Genomic DNA, 16,980 nt, shown 5'->3' with positions numbered 1-16,980 from the left:
CAATCCTTCTTCTCATCTAAAACAATGCTTCAAATTCTTTCTGTCCTATTTTTTCTTTTTCCATCAAAAGCTGTGCTGAGGCATGTAACTGTTTCATATGTTCTTCAATAATCACTTTTGCCTTATCATAACAATCCTTCACGATATTTCTCACTTCTTCATCAATAGCAGATGCAGTATTTTCTCCATATCCCTTAGAATGTGCCAAATCTCTTCCGATAAACACGTCATCTGAGTCATCATCATAATTGATTAAACCTAACTTATCAGAGAAACCGTATTTTGTAACCATAGCCTTTGCAGCAGCTGTTGCCTGTTTAATATCCTGAGACGCCCCTGTGGTAATATCGTCCAAAATAAGTTCTTCCGCAATACGCCCCCCCAGGCTAACCATAATTTCCTGAAGCATCTTTCCTTTTGTAAGGAACATTTCATCCTTTGCAGGAAGCGGCATAGTATATCCCGCTGCACCGGCTCCTGTTGGAATCACTGAAATAGTATGCACCGGTCCGACGTCCGGTAACACATGGAAAAGTATCGCATGACCTGCCTCGTGATAAGCTGTAATGCGCTTCTCTTTTTCAGATATAATCTTACTCTTTTTTTCTTTTCCGATGCCGACTTTTATCATTGCCTTATTAATCTCATCCTGTGTGAGATAAGCTTTTCCCTGTCTTGCCGCAAGAATAGATGCTTCGTTTAATAAATTCTCTAAATCTGCACCTGTAAATCCTGCTGTAATCTGAGCAATCTGCTGCAAATCAACATCATCCCCGATAGGCTTATTCTTTGCGTGGACTTCAAGTATTTCTTTTCTGCCCTTAACATCAGGTCTTCCAACCATAACCTTTCTGTCAAAACGACCCGGTCTTAAAATAGCAGGGTCTAAAATATCTACACGGTTTGTGGCAGCCATAACAATAATGCCTTCATTAATTCCAAAACCATCCATCTCCACAAGCATCTGATTCAACGTCTGTTCACGCTCGTCGTGTCCGCCGCCCATGCCGGTTCCTCGTCTTCTTGCCACAGCATCTATCTCGTCAATAAATATAATACAAGGTGAATTTTTCTTTGCCTCCGCAAATAAATCTCTGACTCTCGAAGCGCCTACACCTACAAACATCTCTACAAAGTCAGAACCTGATATTGTAAAGAATGGGACTCCTGCTTCCCCTGCTGTCGCCTTTGCGAGAAGGGTCTTACCTGTTCCCGGAGGTCCTTCTAAAAGCACACCCTTTGGTATTCTAGCACCAAGCTGTATATATTTTTTAGGCTCTTTCAGAAAATCAACAATTTCTTCAAGCTCCTCTTTTTCTTCCTCTAAACCTGCTACCTTAGAAAAATCCATGTTTTTGATTTCTACCACCATTTTCGCACGGCTCTTTCCAAAGTTTGCCATTTTTCCGCCGCCCCCGTTGGCATTGGCATTCATCATCATAATTACTACAAGGACCACAACCCCAAGCAGTAGCATCGGTACAATGGTAGTGAGAAAGAAACTGTCCCTGCTGACATCATTCATGTCAGGCTGTATATTTGTTCCGACATTTCCATTGATTTCATCTACATCCTCTATTACTTTATTTACATCAGGGACATAAATAGATTTGGTTTCTTTATTATTTAATTTTATAATAATTCGCCCTGTTGGAATTTCTTTATTTTGTTTTATTGTTATTTCACTAACCTTTTTATCGGTTAAATCATTTAAAAAATCTTTATATTTATAATCACTTGAAATAAAACTTCCACTAAAACTATACATCAAAAGACCAAGCATTAATAACAGCACAATAATGTATATTTTGGAAAATTTACCTTTTTTTAATGTATTCAAAAAACTGCCTCCTTAAAATGTGTAATATTATAATTCTACGATTCCAATATATGGTAAATCCCTGTAACTCTGGTCATAATCAAGACCATATCCAACCACGAATTTATCTTCAATTTCAAACCCTACATAATCAACATCTACTTCTGACTCTCTTCTATCAGGTTTATCTAATAATGTTGTAACTCTCAGGCTTGCAGGTTTTCTCTCTTTTAGCATTGGAATCAATCTGCTGAGTGTATTTCCCGAATCAATAATATCCTCCACGACGATAACATCCAGTCCCTCAATACTCTCATCTAAATCCTTATTAATTTTAATTTCTCCTGAGCTTGAAGTTCCCGAACCGTAACTTGATACACTCATGAAATCAAGCGTAATTGGCACGGTTATTCTCTTTGCCAGCTCACAGGTATAAAAAACACTTCCCTTTAAAATGCAGATTAATCTCACTTCTTTTTTTGCATAATCCTCACTAATCTGCACTGCCAGCTCTCTTATTCTCTTATCCAGCTGTTCTTCACTGATATACTCTGCTATCTTGTGCCTCATATCTTTACTCCTTATCCGTATAACTTGCCCTTGGCTTCTTTTGTTCCAGTCTTATTATATGCTCTGTATTTTCTGTAACTTTATAATAAGCGCTGATTCTATATCCCGGTATCCAGACAATATGACTTCCATCTGCTAAAAGAAGGATATTATCCCGATACTCTCTTGGAATTTTTTCATTGATAAAATATTCCTTTAACTTCTTCTTTTTGCCATTATCGTCAATGACAATATAATCTCCTTCCCTGCGGGTTCTAAGAATTAACTTATCTATTTTATCATAATCCAACCATTTCGTATATACTAATTCTTCTATATTTTTCCTGCCAAACCCGCATTTCTCCAAAGAAATATTTATATACTCATTTGAATATAATTTACCATTTTCAATTAATATCTCTTCAACTACTTTACTTTTATTTATATTCTCCTCTCTATCTTCTTTTTCTATTATAATTCCATCATAATCTCTTCTTGCGCAGAGATTATAAGGAAGATTTACCTTCTTTGATACAGACATTTCAAATAAATCCACAACCTGTTTTATATGAATATTTGTAATATCTTTTAAACATCCTGCCTCTCTCTCTATCATACGTCTGACCATTTGATTTCGTATGGCAGGATGAAGTCTGCCTGCCGCAATCTGCAGTTTATTTCCTCTGACATATCTATCATATTCTATATTTACCTGTCCCTGTAAATAATCACTAATTTCACTTAATTTTTCAGCCGCACTCACAATATTATATTCAGCTTTTTTGTTAATATTTTCCTTAATGTACGGTAAAACATCTAACCGTATTCTATTTCTCGTATATTCTGTAGATTTATTTGTCATATCGTTGCAATACTTCACACAATTGCTTGCAAGATATTTTTCTATTTCATCCCTCGTACAACACAAAAGTGGACGTACAATATCTCCCCTTTTTACCGGAATCCCCGATAGTCCCTTAATTCCTGTCCCTCGGAATAAATTAAATAAGATTGTTTCACTGTTATCATTTAAATTATGTGCTACTGCAATTTTATCTGCGTGATACGTTTCTAAAACAGATTGAAAAATCTGATACCGCTCTTTTCTTCCTGCTTCTTCTTCTGTCATTCCGGTTTTTTCCACTATGTCAGGTACATTAATATGAAATGCCAAAAATTCTATTCCCAAATCATCACAAGTCTTCTTCACGAACATTTCATCATCTTGTGCCTCTTCCCCCCTGATTCCGTGATTGACATGCACCACGCGCAGTGTCAGGTTTAACGTTTTTTTTAGTTTACATAAGATATGCAACATGCAAATGGAATCAGCGCCTCCGGAAACTCCCAGTATGACGCTGTCACCATATTGCAATATTTTGTTTTCTTTTATAAATTTCAATATCTTTTTATCCATGACTCTAATATACTTTATGGTAGTTTTTCTGTCAAACCAATATACCTCGTTTTCATTACAATACCTGTTTCACCTCACTTTTCACTGTATTTTTTCCCATATTCCCGTGCAAAGCACCGTCATGTCATCCTTCGGCACGCCATCTGTCATTGCCAAAGCCTTGCTTAAAATATGTAATGCCATCTCTCTCGGACTCGATGTGTTTATTTCCATAATCAATCTGCCCATAGCCTCCTCTTTATCTTCACACTGCAAGGCATCTACAATTCCGTCAGAAATCATTACCACAAAATCACCATCATATAATTTTTTTGTAATTGTCTCAACATCTACCTCCTCAAACACGCCCATCGGCAGGGATGTAGATTTTATGCATTCTACCCAGTTTCCCCTTTTAATATATGTGCATGCCGCACCCAGTTTTAAAAACTGGCAAATACCGGAATACTGGTCTATCAACGCCATATCTACTGCCGCCGGCTCCTGCCACTGATTTCCTGTAAGCAGAATTGAATTAATTAATTTCAGAGAGGTGCTCTCAGAAAAGCCGCTCTCCAGCAGACGCTCTAACATATCAATTACCATCTCACTATATTGTCTGGCTTTTTTTCCCGAACCCATACCATCACATATACTCATAAAGGTCTGTCCGGTATTCATTTCCATTACAGTAAAATTATCACCGGAACAGTCTTCGTCCTCCCTTGTTCTTCTTGCAGTCCCACTAATCGTGAGGAAATTTACTTCCTCAAAAAAGCAAAACTGATTATATTCGCATGTAACATCCATTAGATTTTCTTTTGAGGCTCTCATCTTTCTTCCTACTGCCTCAGTGACAACGCTCTCCATCATTTCTATTTTTATGTCTGAACGTTTTTTCTTTTTTGCCGTCACTCTGACTTCCAGCCTTCCCTTTCCGTTCTCACTAATAGAAATTTTCCTTGTTATTATTTTTCGCTCCCTGAGTTTATGCCTCAAATAATCATCCATACCAAACAAAACTTTTTTGTCATCATACATAGGCTTTGTATAATATTCCAAAAGATTTGCCATTTCATTTAACTGTATAGCCATTGCCTCCCTTGTCTCCAACATTTTGTTATACCAAAGATAATTTAACCTGGCTCTTTCTAAATACTGAATCTGTCCATTTTCACAACCTCTGCAAATATTACCTTCGATTTCTCTCTCTATCGTACCTTCCATCGTCAATTCCTGGCTGGACTCCATTGCTGACATCTTTTTAATTTCTGTTGCAAGGTTCTTAAACGCCTCCGATGTCCGAATCATTCCCTCATTCTTCGCTATTTCCTGTCTCTTATAATCACCTGAAGCATTTTTGTCCCTTGGAAAATAGAACATTATTTTTTTCACAAAGTATGTAAAAATAATTGTTGTGGACCAGGTCAGCATTACTATAGGTATCAATCCATACAACTCTCTTGTTACCATTCCATTCATCACCCAGTCAATCCCTTCCAAAGCAATTGTCACAACAGAAACTATGATTGCCGCAACATAGGGATTAAATTTAGAAGCTCCCTTCCTATATTGGCTCACACATAATCCTGTTGTTGCCATCATAGTTCCATATTTCATGGCAGCCAACACACCACCATAATTAAATATGGTAAATATCATCAATGGCCATGCAGCAAAAGATATATATTGTATAGAACAAAGTGCTGCATAGTAACTTTCTGCCATTGGATAAAAACCAAGCATTGGAATGACACACATTACCACGCCTATCATTAGTAACAAAATTAATTTTAGTATTTTCTGGCTCATTTCTCCCTCCTCACCATTTTTTACAGATGGTAGTATAACGAGTCTGAAATAATAAATTTGTCAAAAAAAAGGTTGAAAATCATTAGAGTTTTCGACATTAAGTTTATGGAACTTTACAAGAAGAAATTAAAACAAAAGCGTATACAATATGTAATAAAATAACTATCACACATCATATACGCTCAAAACAATTCAATATTTTTTTCTATTCTTCTTCCGGTTTAATAATCACCTCGTTGGGATATAAGAGTCCTAATTTTCTTGCCATTTCTTCTATATAATCATCCGTCTTTACATACTGTTCCTGCTCTTTCAGTTCTTCAGACAACTGAAGCTCTTTCTGATATTTCTTTTCTAACTTTCTCTCCTGTTCCTTTAATTCATTGAGAGTATTATATTCTTTTATCATCTGGGCGCCCATCACAATACAAAACGCAATCACAACAAAAGAAATAGACAATATCATTCTTTTACTTCTGATTCTTTTTTGCCTTATGGTGTTTAACCTTCCGGTTGCCCTGCTTTTGTTTTCTTCCGGCATTCTTTCTTTCCCCTATTTTTTTTATTTTATTCATCCCTTTATTAATTATAAGTTTAACTACTTTGCCCACCTTTTTCAATGGTTTGGCTAAAATTTGAAATACCTTATACAATATTTTTGAAATTTTATCTAAAAAATGTCTTCCTACAAGCCTTTCAAATAGAATCATTGTTCCTATTGTCATTACTATAGAAAAAAATCTTGGTCGTCCATAGTTATACTTTAGAAATATGTTAAACATAAAAATAGAAGCACATGTCCAATATATGATATCTTCCACAATTACCCGAAACATTTTCGCTGGGAATATCCGACGAAATATTCTGATTATGTCATAGCATACAATGAGAACAAGTCCACCGTAAATGCTCATTAAAATAAGCATTGCCTCCTCGCCAATCTGCTGACTCATTACCTGAACATCCTTTTTATCATAGATTTTCCTTTTTCGCCATATGCCTTAACTTCAGAATATGTAATACTGTCAACATTTCCATCAATGTCAACTTCACCTTTTTCGAGACTTAAACGTGTTACTTTAATATCACTTCCTTTTATATGAATCATCCCCAATGTCGATTCTAATAAAATCTGTGTCAAATCAAAAGAAACAACATCCTTGATACCGGTCATTCCTAAACGTTTTCTGTTATCAAGTGACAGTTTATGAGATTTTGAAATTGTATTCTGTTCCATATTATCCTCACCGAAAATATCTTATAGGACAATATATTCAATCAAAAATAAATTATTCCCAAACTCACCTGAATTACCTATGATATATCTTTCATCTCAACTTAAATCTTTATACATTTCCACTGCCGCTTCTTTTTTGACTGTCTCATTTAAATTAAGCACTTCAACCTTTACGGTTCTCTGACCAAATTGTATCTGTATTACATCACCTATTTTCACATCATAAGAAGCCTTGACAACTTTATCATTGACCAATACTCTGCCTGCGTCGCACGCCTCGTTTGCCACAGTTCTTCTCTTGATAATCCTTGAAACTTTTAAAAACTTATCTATTCTCATTGCTTTTCCTCATCGCTATTTCAAAAAGACTGTTACCAACCGGTAACAGTCTTTTATTTACTCTATATAAATTAGTTAAGAGCAGTCTTTAAAGCTGCACCTGCTTTAAATTTAGGAACTTTAGCAGCAGGAATTGTAATCTTTTCCTTTGTTGCAGGATTGATTCCCTGACGTTCTGGTCTTTCTGTTGCTTCAAAAGTACCAAATCCAACTAACTGAATTTTTTCACCCTTCTTCATTTCTGCTACTACAACATCTGTAAAAGCCTTAACTGCTTTGGCTGCATCTGTCTTTGAAATTCCAGCTTCCTCTGCGATAGCTGCTACGAATTCTGTCTTATTCATCGTAATTCCTCCTTGAATATTGTCTTAATTATTAATGAGATACTCTTTCTCATGTATCTATAAAGTTTATACTCTATTTGGTTTTTTTTGTCAAGGATAACAACCCATTTTAAGGCTTTTACAGGTCAATTGATTAGGCCTCCATTTGACGGCCTAAAAACGCTGCCGCAACACCTGCCAGTTTCTGCTCAGTGATACTTACATCCTGCTTTTCATCCTTTGACAAGATAACAACACTGCCTATAATATCCCCCTCACAAATAATAGGATAGATTACCTGACCTGCATCCGGTGCATCTTCTCCCTCAACAACAGGGATACTTTTTGCCACACCATTCTCTGTTGTCAGATTATCTCTTTCATTGATAAGACTCTCTAACTGGCTGCTTATACTTCTTCCAATCAAATCTTTTTTTGCTCCGCCTGCTACTGCTATAATCTGGTCCCTGTCACTTATGATTACTTTATATCCTGAAACCTGAGCCAGACTTTCTGCATACTGCTTTGCAAAATTATCAATTTCTCCTATCGGAGAATATTTTTTTAATATAATTTCTCCATCCCTATTTGTAAAAATTTCCATAGGGTCTCCCTCTCTTATTCTAAGAGTTCTTCTGATTTCTTTAGGAACAACTACTCTTCCCAAATCATCTATTCTTCTCACTATACCTGTCGCTTTCATTTTTCTTCCTCCATTAACAGTTTCTTATGTTAGTATCTGTAAATGATTCAGAATTATACAAGGCTTTTATGAATTGATTTTAACCTTCGACAACGACACTGCTTCCTCCAATTCTATCTTTACTCACAATAATTTTTTTATCAATTTTTTCCTTAAGCTCACTAACATGAGAAATTATACCAACCAACCGGTTACCTTTAGTTAACGAATTTAATGCATTCATAGCCTGATTTAGTGATTCCTCATCTAGCGAACCAAATCCTTCATCCACAAAAAGTGTATCCAATCTAATTCCTCCGGAGGACGCATGAATTTCATCGGAAAGTCCCAATGCCAGGGACAGGGATGCCTTAAATGCCTCTCCTCCCGACAATGTTTTTACACTTCTCGTTGTCCCATTATAATGGTCTATTACACATAAGTCCAAACCACTCTGGCTTCTCTGATTTTCTGCCCCATTTGCTCTGCGTAATTCATATTGCCCTGATGACATCTGGAGAAATCGTATATTCGCCCTGTTTATAATTCGCTCAAAATAATGCATCTGAATATACGTTTCCAAAAAAACCTTTTCCTTACCTGAAATATTTCCGTTCGCTGTATTTGAAAGTGCTTTTACCATTGTCCACCTTTCTTCTACCGCTTTCATCTTTTCATATCTCTTCTCCACAGATAGTCTGGCATTTTTATTGACATCAATTCTCGTTCCCAAAATATTTGCTTCCGTTAATAATATCTTTCTATTCTGCTCTAACATCTCCCGCTCATTTGCCAATTTATTTAAATGAATCTCCTCATCATATTCTAATTGAACATTAATCGTATCAATTATATTTTTTGCCTGCTCAATTTCAGACTTGCACCTCTCATAATTAGTTTCTGCTTTTTTAAAATTTTCAAACATGATAACAAAACAACTTTTCATCTCATCTATTTTATGAGCTGCTTCCTGTTTTGTCTTATATGTAAGTTTTTCTATAATTTGTTTTAGCTCTGTCTCAATTCTTTCAAACTTAATTATATTCTCAGATTTTTTTTCAGAAATCTCTTTTAATTTCTCTTTATCTTTTTCAATCTCCTTCTCCATTTCAGGGATAGATTTTTCCAACTTCTCTCTTTCCTGAATAGAACTGCGCATTTCATTTATTTTATCTGTAACTGTTTTTAATTTTATGCAAAGCTCTTCCTTTTGGGAAACAATCACCTCTTTTGCTCCCTGAATCTCCACATTTCCTAAAACTTTAGGTATTTCCTCTAAAACATTGCCCTCAAAAATTCGAACCTTTTCATGTATTGCCGCTGCTTTCTCACTAAGCTTTGATACTTTACCTCTCTCCTTTTCTAATTTCTTTTTTTCTATATCCAAATTTTCTTTGGATAACGCCTGTCCTACCGGCTCTGCTTTCTTTGGATGACTTGTGGCGCCACACACAGGACACGGCTCTCCTTCTTCCAAACTTTCAGCTAAAATTCCTGCCTGTTGATTCAAGAATATTTTCTCTTTATTCTGATACTGCCTTCCTAATTCTTCCATAAAACTTTGAGCTTTTAAATATTCTTCCTGTGCAAAGGTCAATTGTGATAAACTGTCACTATACTTATCCAGTAAATCCTCTAAATGATTTAAAGTTTCTATTTTCTTTTTTATTCTTTCAAACACTGTTTCTGATTCCACAAGAGCAATACTAATATCTTTCATCTGAGACAGTTTTTTCGTTTTCTCTGTTAAATCTTTTTCTAATGTCTGAATCAAATCACTTAATTCGCTCTCTTTCGTTTCATAATGGTTAATAGCACCCCGAAAATCCGAAGATTTTTCCTGTATCACCGTCATCCTATCATAATCCGGCAGGCTTTCTTCTTCCTTCTTTATTTTAAATTCTAACTCTTTTCTTTCCGGCTCCAGCTCTCTTTCATGTTCTAACTTCTCAAGAAATTCCTGCAATTTTCCTGAATTTTCTTTTAATTTATTTTCTGCCTCCTTTTTCTGTATCATTGCGCTCTGTATTTTTTTTGCCTGACCAATTTTTTCATCCACTCGGGCAATTGAATTTTCAATCTTTCCCACTTTCTTATTTGTCAAAAATAGTGCCTGTTTATCTTCTTTAATTAGTTTCACAAGAACCTCTAAAATATCCTGTATTTCATATTGTAAACCGGATGCTGCAATTTGTTCTGCCTCTTTTCCAGCCTCACTGTCAGAATTATACCTGATACCTGATAAGTATTGATTAATTATTCTTTTCTGTTCATCATATTTGTCATGTAAGCTCTTTGATTCTGCCTTCAACTTATCCTGTAGCCCTTTATAGGGTGTTGTATTAAATATTTGTCTGAAAATTTTAATTCTATCCTCTGTTTTTGCCAACAATAGTTTTAAAAAATCTCCCTGTGCTATCATTGCAACCTGAGAAAACTGTTCTCTGTCAAGACCAACCAATTCTTCAACGGCCTTCGTAACTTCCTTAACTTTTGTCACAATTCCTCTTTCATTAGGATATCGCAAAAAGGCATCCGCAGTCTGTTTCGTCATCCCCTCACCGCGTTTTGACTTTCGTATATACTCTGGATTCCTTCTTATTATATATAACTCATTTCGATATAAAAATTCCATCTCTACAAAGGTAGGAACATCTTCTTTTGCATATTTGCTGCGAAACATTGCAGTTTCCCTGTTATCTCCGCTTGCTTCACCATATAATGCAAAAACAATGGCATCAAAAATAGTCGTCTTGCCTGCTCCCGTATCTCCTGTAATCAGATACAGTCCTCTATCGCCTAATTTATCAAATTCAACGACTTCACAACCGGCATATGGTCCAAATGCCGACATAGTAAGCTTAACCGGTCTCATCTCTCATTTACCTCCCATACTTTTTCAATTAATTCCTCCATAAAAGCAGTCTGCTCCTCACTCATTGGCTGATTGTTCTGCAACTCAAAAAACTCACCAAACAAATCCAATGGTGTTTTTCCCTCAACCTCTTCTGCTCCGCTTATATCTTGATTACTGCGCGTTCTCTGATTGTCATAATCCAACTTCATAATGTTAGGATATACTGTTCTAAGCAATTCTAATGCATTAACAATATCCTCCTCATCCGTCAATGTAATATGCATATAGTCTAATGTATCCATTTTTTTGTAAAAATCTTTAGACATTAACTCGTTATATTTTCCTCGAATCTCCGTCATATCATGCAATGGCACCAAAGGAATTGTCTCTAATTCTATATTTCCCTTCTCCCTGATATCAACAATCAATGCTGACTTTTTATGCTTCACTTCAGAAAAAGAATATTTCAGTGGCGTACCTGAATATCTGATTGCCTCATTTTTAATATATTGAGGTCCGTGCAGATGACCCAATGCCACATAATCGAATTTTAGGAAATTGTCTGCACTCACTTCATCAATTCCACCCACAGAAATATCTTCCGATTCACATCTGCTTCCTCCACTGACAAACTGATGTGCCATCAATATATTTCTTTCCTTCTCATCCACATCTGTTTTTTCCATTACATAAGCCATTGCTTCATTATATCCCGAAATGTCGGCATCTTCATAAATATGTCTCACCATTGCAGGCTTGATAAATGGTAGCATATAAATATGGATTTCTCCAAAACTGTCTTTTAAAGAAACTTTTTCAGGCACACCGCAAAATGGTTTCGACATATACACATGACTCATTCGAATTAAATCAGAACCAAAACTAATTCTCTCCACACTGTCATGATTTCCGCTAATAACAAATACCTTGAGATTCTTCTCTGCCAGACCATTTAAAAAGTCGTTAAAAAGAACTACCGCCTCAGCAGATGGAATCGATTTATCATACACATCACCCGCAATCAGTACGGCATCCACCTTTCTTTCATCTATTATTTTTAATATTTCCTGAAATATATATCTCTGGTCTTCCAACATTGAAAACCCATTTACTTTTTTTCCTATATGTAAATCTGCTAAATGTAAAAATCTCATACCTTCTCCCTTCTGTGTTTTGATAGCTATCATATTTATTGTAACATACTCATATCAACTTTTTTCTTAAATCTAAAATATCCCCTCCAAATAATATATAAACATTTGTTATTTATCTATCTTTGCCTTATACTAAAAATATATAATACTTATGCACTCAATGGAGGTTTTCATGAATATAAGATTTTATAATGGAACAATTCTCACTTTAGAAAACACTGTCGCAGACGAAAGTGGCTGTCTTCCACTTCTTACCGGTGAGGTATGGGTTTTTGATGACACCATTGGCTTTGTCGGAAATCCCGGTAATGACAACATAATGCTTTCCATATTTCAGACAATTCAATGGGATAAACAAATCAATCTAAACGGTAATCTGATTATGCCCGGCTTTAAAAATGCCCATACCCACTCGGCTATGACATTTTTGCGCTCCTATGCCGATGACCTTCCGTTAGAGGAGTGGCTCAATCAAAAAGTTTTTCCTATGGAGGCAAAATTGACAGACGATAAAATGTACGAATATAGCAAAATCGCTATACAGGAATACTTAACTTCCGGAATCACCGCAAATTTTGATATGTATATTAACCCTGCTCCTATAGTTCAGGCATCTATCGATATGGGATTTCGAACAGTAATGACCGGTGGACTAAACAACTTTACCCAATCTGTTCCGGAAATCGAGGAATGTTATAAAAAATATAACGGCTGCAATGATTTAATTTCCTATGAGTTGGGATTCCATGCCGAATACACATGTAATGAAAACCTATTGAGAGATTTGGCCGACCTGGCAAACCAACTACAAGCTCCTGTATACTGCCATAATTCAGAAACAGAAAAAGAAGTCCAGCAATGTATCTCCCGTTATGGTGCTACCCCTACTGTCTTCTTAGACCAAATCGGAATGTTCAATTATGGAGGTGGTGGTTATCACTGCGTTCATATGAATGATGCAGATATTGCTGTTTTTGAGAAAAGAGGCATGTCTATTGTTACCAATCCGGCATCTAATTTAAAGCTTGCCAGTGGTATTGCTCCAATTTCTAAATTTATGAAAAAGAAAATTAATATTGCTATCGGCACAGATGGTCCGGCCAGCAATAATGCCCTTGATATGTTTCGGGAAATGTTCCTGACAACTGCTCTTGCCAAGTATTTTGAAAATGATGCATCTGCTGTAGATGCAAACGAAGTTTTGAAAATGGCAACACTCGGTGGCGCCAAAGCGATGGGTCTTTACAATTGTGATACATTAAGCCGTGGCAAAAAAGCAGACTTAATTGTAATTGACTTAAATCAGCCAAATATGCAGCCGCTAAATAATATCACAAAAAATATTGTCTACAGTGGGTCTAAATTAAACATACTGTTAACTATGGTCAATGGTAAGATATTATATGAAAGAAGATAAAATGACACCGGAAATTCATAATTCCGGTGTCGATATTATACTATTCAAATTTTGCCCCAAGTGTTGCAGCCATAACTGCTTTTATTGTATGCATTCTATTCTCCGCCTCATCAAATACCACGGAATTTTTTGATTCGAATACTTCATCTGTCACTTCCATTTCTGTAAGACCAAACTTTTCATTAATTTCCTTTCCAATTTTTGTATCTAAGTCATGAAATGCAGGAAGACAGTGCATAAATACAACATCCTCATTCGCATTTTTCAATAATTTCATTGTCACTCGATACGGAAGAAGGTCATGGATTCTTTCTTCCCATACTTCGTCAGGCTCTCCCATAGAAACCCATACATCTGTATAAATGGCATCTGCCCCCTTCGTAGCCTCCAGTGGATCTTCTTCAAACTGAAGTGTCGCCCCTGTTTCATTTGCGATTGCTTTACACTGTTCTATCAATTCTTTATCCGGCCAATATTTCTTCGGCGCACACGCCACAAAATGCATCCCCATCTTTGCACATCCAACCATGAGCGAATTTCCCATATTATAACGGGCATCTCCCATATATACGAATTTAAGATTTTCTAATTTTCCAAATTTTTCGCGAAGTGTTAAAAAGTCAGCCAATATCTGGGTCGGATGAAACTCATTTGTCAGTCCATTCCAAACCGGAACTCCTGCATATTTTGCTAATTCTTCTACAATATCCTGTCCAAATCCACGATATTCAATACCGTCAAACATTCTTCCCAGGACTCTTGCTGTGTCCGCAATGCTTTCTTTCTTTCCAATCTGAGAACCGGCAGGGTCTAAATATGTAACCCCCATTCCCAAATCATGAGCTGCCACCTCAAAGGAACATCTTGTTCTTGTGCTGGTCTTTTCAAATATAACAGCTATATTTTTTCCCCTAAGGACATCTACTAACTGACCTGATTTTTTCTTATCCTTTAACTCTGCCGCTAAATCTATTAATTGTCCTATTTCATCCGGCGTAAAATCAAGTAACTTCAAAAAATGTTTTCCTGTAAAATCTGCTTTCATCTTATAATCCTCTTTTCTTAAACTAATGATTTATCTTTGTTCTATTTATTATATCTTTCAAATATTCTTTTATATTAATACTCTTTCCCGATTTATTCAATGTTGGAAGAGCATTTAATACATGTCTGCTTCTGCGCTGGATGTTTTCTATAATAGTATCTCTCTTCACCTCAAGCTCCTGCATCTGCTTAACAAATTTTTCTCTCTGTTCTTCTGTCGCCGCAACAATTCTTTCTTTTCCTATCTCCGCCGCAGTAACTATCTTCTCACGACCAGGCGCCGTTTTCTCATTCCAGATTTCCTTTCCTTCTTCCGCCTTCTCAGCAACTGTAATTGCCGAATTTCCTACGACATCTTTTAACTGGTCCCCTACATTATGAAGTTCCTCCGCTAACCTCTCAAGCTGTCCCAGACTCTTACGAATACCAATTAAATTTTTCAATGTCACAATCATATCTACTATAAATATAACAGAGAAAATTATTATAATAATAATTTTTGCACTCCTTGGTATCTTTTCTACAACCGCCATAATTGGATGATGTACAAATTTAACAGCAAAAACAACTGCAATTCCCCACATAATACTAAATGCAAGACACACATATCCTCCGATATTAAATTTATTCTCGGTATAATCCCACCATCTCATATGGAATATCCTGTCCAAAATCCACCCGCCAAAAAGCTCAATTACAGAACAAATGAAAACTCCACCAATAAATAATAAAATGATATGATTCTCAACCGGCAGCAATGCAAATAAAACCCCCAGCATTCCACAACCATAGATTGGACAAACCGGACCATTCAGAAATCCCCTATTGGAGACTTCGCCCAACGTCACTGCCACAAACGCAACCTCAACACACCAGCCTAAAAAACTATAAATAAAAAATAACAATACTATCTCATCGACAGAAAAAATCATTTTCATCCTCCGATATTTTATAAATTAGTCTTTCTGACAATGTTCATTTTAACAAAACTAAGCCCCTGTAACAAGGGGCTTTTTGTTTCAATCAATATATTTTATCGTTTCACTATACTTCTTTTGTGCCTTTTAATTTTATCCATGCATCTCTTTTTTCAATATATCCATATCTTACTCCGTCTGTAATTTTTACTTTTTTAATCATGCATTTCGTACCTTTCTTTAATGTTCCCATCTTAATGTATTTTTTTGCCGGTTTATCTCTCTCGATAACACCTTTCTTTATCGTAACCGCTTTATAAGGACAATAGCTATTAATTATTCCCTCTGCAATTGCCCTTCCAATCTTTTTGTAATTATATAGTTTTACATCATCAAAATCATCTACAAAACAACACTCTACTATCATAGCAGGAGCTATCGTGGAGTTGAGTATCATTAGCTTCGGTCTGTATTTGATACCTCTATCTCTAAAACCGAGCTCTGATATGGCTTCACACACTGACTCAGCCGCCTTTACCGGTCCCAGTTTTTTGCTATATACTAAAGCTTCTACTCCCCCTGTTTTTCCATCGCCTTTACTATCTTTTCTGCCACTATTAAAATGTATAGAAACATCTAAATCAACTTTATGAGCATTACATTTTTTAATGATTTTTTCTAATACATCATTTTGGTTCTTTCCATCGTCCACCGTACAATCATAAACTTTGCAACCCCAAAGTCTTAAATATTTTATTACCTGTTTTTTTACTTTTCTGGCCTCCGTGGATTCCTTAATCAGTCCTTTTGCACCACTTCCGTTTTTACCATCGGGATTATGTCCCGCATGCACATTTATAGTCCACATAATTCATATAACCTTCTTTTGCTTAATTTATATATATGACCCATATGCAAAAAGTCTACTTTTATTCTGTTTTTACAACATAAAAGTTATAATCTACCTGAATCCAATTCGACCGAAACAACTGCATAATCTGCCAATATGATATCCCCCTCAATCCATATTCATATACCAACTCCATTTTTGCCTGAATACTTCTTGGGTCTTCAAACCACACTTCATGTTCAACTCCATCCTGTATATAACGAAAATATGGTGACTGTGCTGTTTCATCAAAGAAAATTTCAGACCCATTTTGAATTGCAAGCTGTACAGCCTCAACATTTCCAATTGTTTTTGCCCGGGTTACACCTCTCTCATAGGGAAGCGGCCAATCATATCCGTAATTAGGGATTCCCATATTAATTTTTTCAGGGGCAATTTCAGTAATCGCATAATCCAACACCTGACGCACCTTGTTAATCGGAGCCACTGCCATAGGTGGTGCAATGCTCCATTATATATACCTTTTCTCCTTCCTTTGTAAAACCGTGTCGAAATTTGTAACAAATAATTGTTGATTTTTACCT

At 36.0% G+C, this 16,980-nt stretch carries 17 protein-coding genes; 1 reads left to right on the top strand and 16 read right to left on the bottom strand.

The window, feature by feature from the left end:
- Positions 1–16: 16 nt before the first annotated feature.
- The 12 genes from ftsH to Q5O86_RS08305 form a co-directional block, all read right to left on the bottom strand.
- Positions 17–1,795: an ATP-dependent zinc metalloprotease FtsH gene (gene ftsH / locus Q5O86_RS08360; protein WP_368074763.1), complete on the bottom strand. Its 1,779-nt coding sequence runs from the start codon at positions 1,793–1,795 to the stop codon at positions 17–19.
- A gap of 72 nt (positions 1,796–1,867) precedes the next feature.
- Positions 1,868–2,389: a hypoxanthine phosphoribosyltransferase gene (gene hpt / locus Q5O86_RS08355; RefSeq protein ID WP_302626688.1), complete on the bottom strand. Its 522-nt coding sequence runs from the start codon at positions 2,387–2,389 to the stop codon at positions 1,868–1,870.
- Positions 2,390–2,393: 4 nt separating this feature from the next.
- On the bottom strand, positions 2,394–3,785 hold the full coding sequence (gene tilS, locus Q5O86_RS08350; protein WP_302626687.1) for a tRNA lysidine(34) synthetase TilS: 1,392 nt from the start codon (positions 3,783–3,785) through the stop codon (positions 2,394–2,396).
- 81 nt (positions 3,786–3,866) lie between these two features.
- Positions 3,867–5,576 carry a SpoIIE family protein phosphatase gene (locus tag Q5O86_RS08345; RefSeq protein ID WP_302626686.1) on the bottom strand — a complete coding sequence of 570 codons (1,710 nt, stop codon included), beginning with the start codon at positions 5,574–5,576 and terminating at the stop codon, positions 3,867–3,869.
- Between the two features lie 205 nt (positions 5,577–5,781).
- Positions 5,782–6,042: a septum formation initiator family protein gene (locus Q5O86_RS08340; RefSeq protein ID WP_302626685.1), complete on the bottom strand. Its 261-nt coding sequence runs from the start codon at positions 6,040–6,042 to the stop codon at positions 5,782–5,784.
- A 4-nt stretch (positions 6,043–6,046) separates the two neighbouring features.
- Positions 6,047–6,529, bottom strand: coding sequence for a spore cortex biosynthesis protein YabQ (gene yabQ / locus Q5O86_RS08335; protein ID WP_302626684.1), 483 nt, complete (start codon positions 6,527–6,529; stop codon positions 6,047–6,049).
- A complete protein-coding gene (gene yabP, locus Q5O86_RS08330; RefSeq protein ID WP_302626683.1) occupies positions 6,529–6,813 on the bottom strand; it encodes a sporulation protein YabP in 285 nt (94 codons plus the stop codon). Before yabP ends, yabQ begins: the two co-directional genes overlap by 1 nt.
- A gap of 96 nt (positions 6,814–6,909) precedes the next feature.
- Entirely contained in the window at positions 6,910–7,152 is a 243-nt protein-coding gene (locus tag Q5O86_RS08325) for an RNA-binding S4 domain-containing protein (RefSeq protein WP_302626682.1), read from the bottom strand.
- A 71-nt stretch (positions 7,153–7,223) separates the two neighbouring features.
- Positions 7,224–7,496: an HU family DNA-binding protein gene (locus tag Q5O86_RS08320; RefSeq protein WP_302626681.1), complete on the bottom strand. Its 273-nt coding sequence runs from the start codon at positions 7,494–7,496 to the stop codon at positions 7,224–7,226.
- 133 nt (positions 7,497–7,629) lie between these two features.
- Positions 7,630–8,178, bottom strand: coding sequence for a stage V sporulation protein T (gene spoVT / locus Q5O86_RS08315; protein WP_302626680.1), 549 nt, complete (start codon positions 8,176–8,178; stop codon positions 7,630–7,632).
- 79 nt (positions 8,179–8,257) lie between these two features.
- The gene (locus tag Q5O86_RS08310; protein ID WP_302626679.1) at positions 8,258–11,032 is read right to left on the bottom strand and encodes an SMC family ATPase; all 2,775 of its coding nucleotides are present in this window, start codon (positions 11,030–11,032) and stop codon (positions 8,258–8,260) included.
- Positions 11,029–12,168: an exonuclease SbcCD subunit D gene (locus Q5O86_RS08305; RefSeq protein WP_302626678.1), complete on the bottom strand. Its 1,140-nt coding sequence runs from the start codon at positions 12,166–12,168 to the stop codon at positions 11,029–11,031. The genes Q5O86_RS08310 and Q5O86_RS08305 overlap by 4 nt, the downstream gene beginning before the upstream one ends.
- A gap of 172 nt (positions 12,169–12,340) precedes the next feature.
- On the opposite strand from Q5O86_RS08305, the gene Q5O86_RS08300 reads away from it, so the two are divergent.
- On the top strand, positions 12,341–13,585 hold the full coding sequence (locus Q5O86_RS08300) for an amidohydrolase (RefSeq protein ID WP_302626677.1): 1,245 nt from the start codon (positions 12,341–12,343) through the stop codon (positions 13,583–13,585).
- Between the two features lie 40 nt (positions 13,586–13,625).
- Here the strand turns inward: Q5O86_RS08300 and argF are convergent, their stop codons facing one another.
- The 4 genes from argF to Q5O86_RS08280 all read right to left on the bottom strand — a co-directional run bounded on the left by argF (position 13,626) and on the right by Q5O86_RS08280 (position 16,889).
- Complete coding sequence (gene argF / locus Q5O86_RS08295) at positions 13,626–14,630, bottom strand: ornithine carbamoyltransferase (protein ID WP_302626676.1); 1,005 nt, start codon at positions 14,628–14,630, stop codon at positions 13,626–13,628.
- A 22-nt stretch (positions 14,631–14,652) separates the two neighbouring features.
- A complete protein-coding gene (locus Q5O86_RS08290; RefSeq protein WP_302626675.1) occupies positions 14,653–15,561 on the bottom strand; it encodes a putative ABC transporter permease in 909 nt (302 codons plus the stop codon).
- Between the two features lie 112 nt (positions 15,562–15,673).
- Positions 15,674–16,414: an N-acetylmuramoyl-L-alanine amidase gene (locus Q5O86_RS08285; RefSeq protein ID WP_302626674.1), complete on the bottom strand. Its 741-nt coding sequence runs from the start codon at positions 16,412–16,414 to the stop codon at positions 15,674–15,676.
- Positions 16,415–16,475: 61 nt separating this feature from the next.
- A complete protein-coding gene (locus tag Q5O86_RS08280; RefSeq protein ID WP_368074758.1) occupies positions 16,476–16,889 on the bottom strand; it encodes a glycosyl hydrolase family 18 protein in 414 nt (137 codons plus the stop codon).
- Positions 16,890–16,980: the final 91 nt, after the last annotated feature.

The sequence above is a fragment of the uncultured Eubacterium sp. genome, from assembly GCF_937958975.1.
Classification (GTDB): domain Bacteria; phylum Bacillota; class Clostridia; order Lachnospirales; family Lachnospiraceae; genus Eubacterium_G.
The sequence above is the reverse complement of the archived record's forward strand: the minus strand, read 5'-3'. Positions and strand labels throughout refer to the sequence as shown.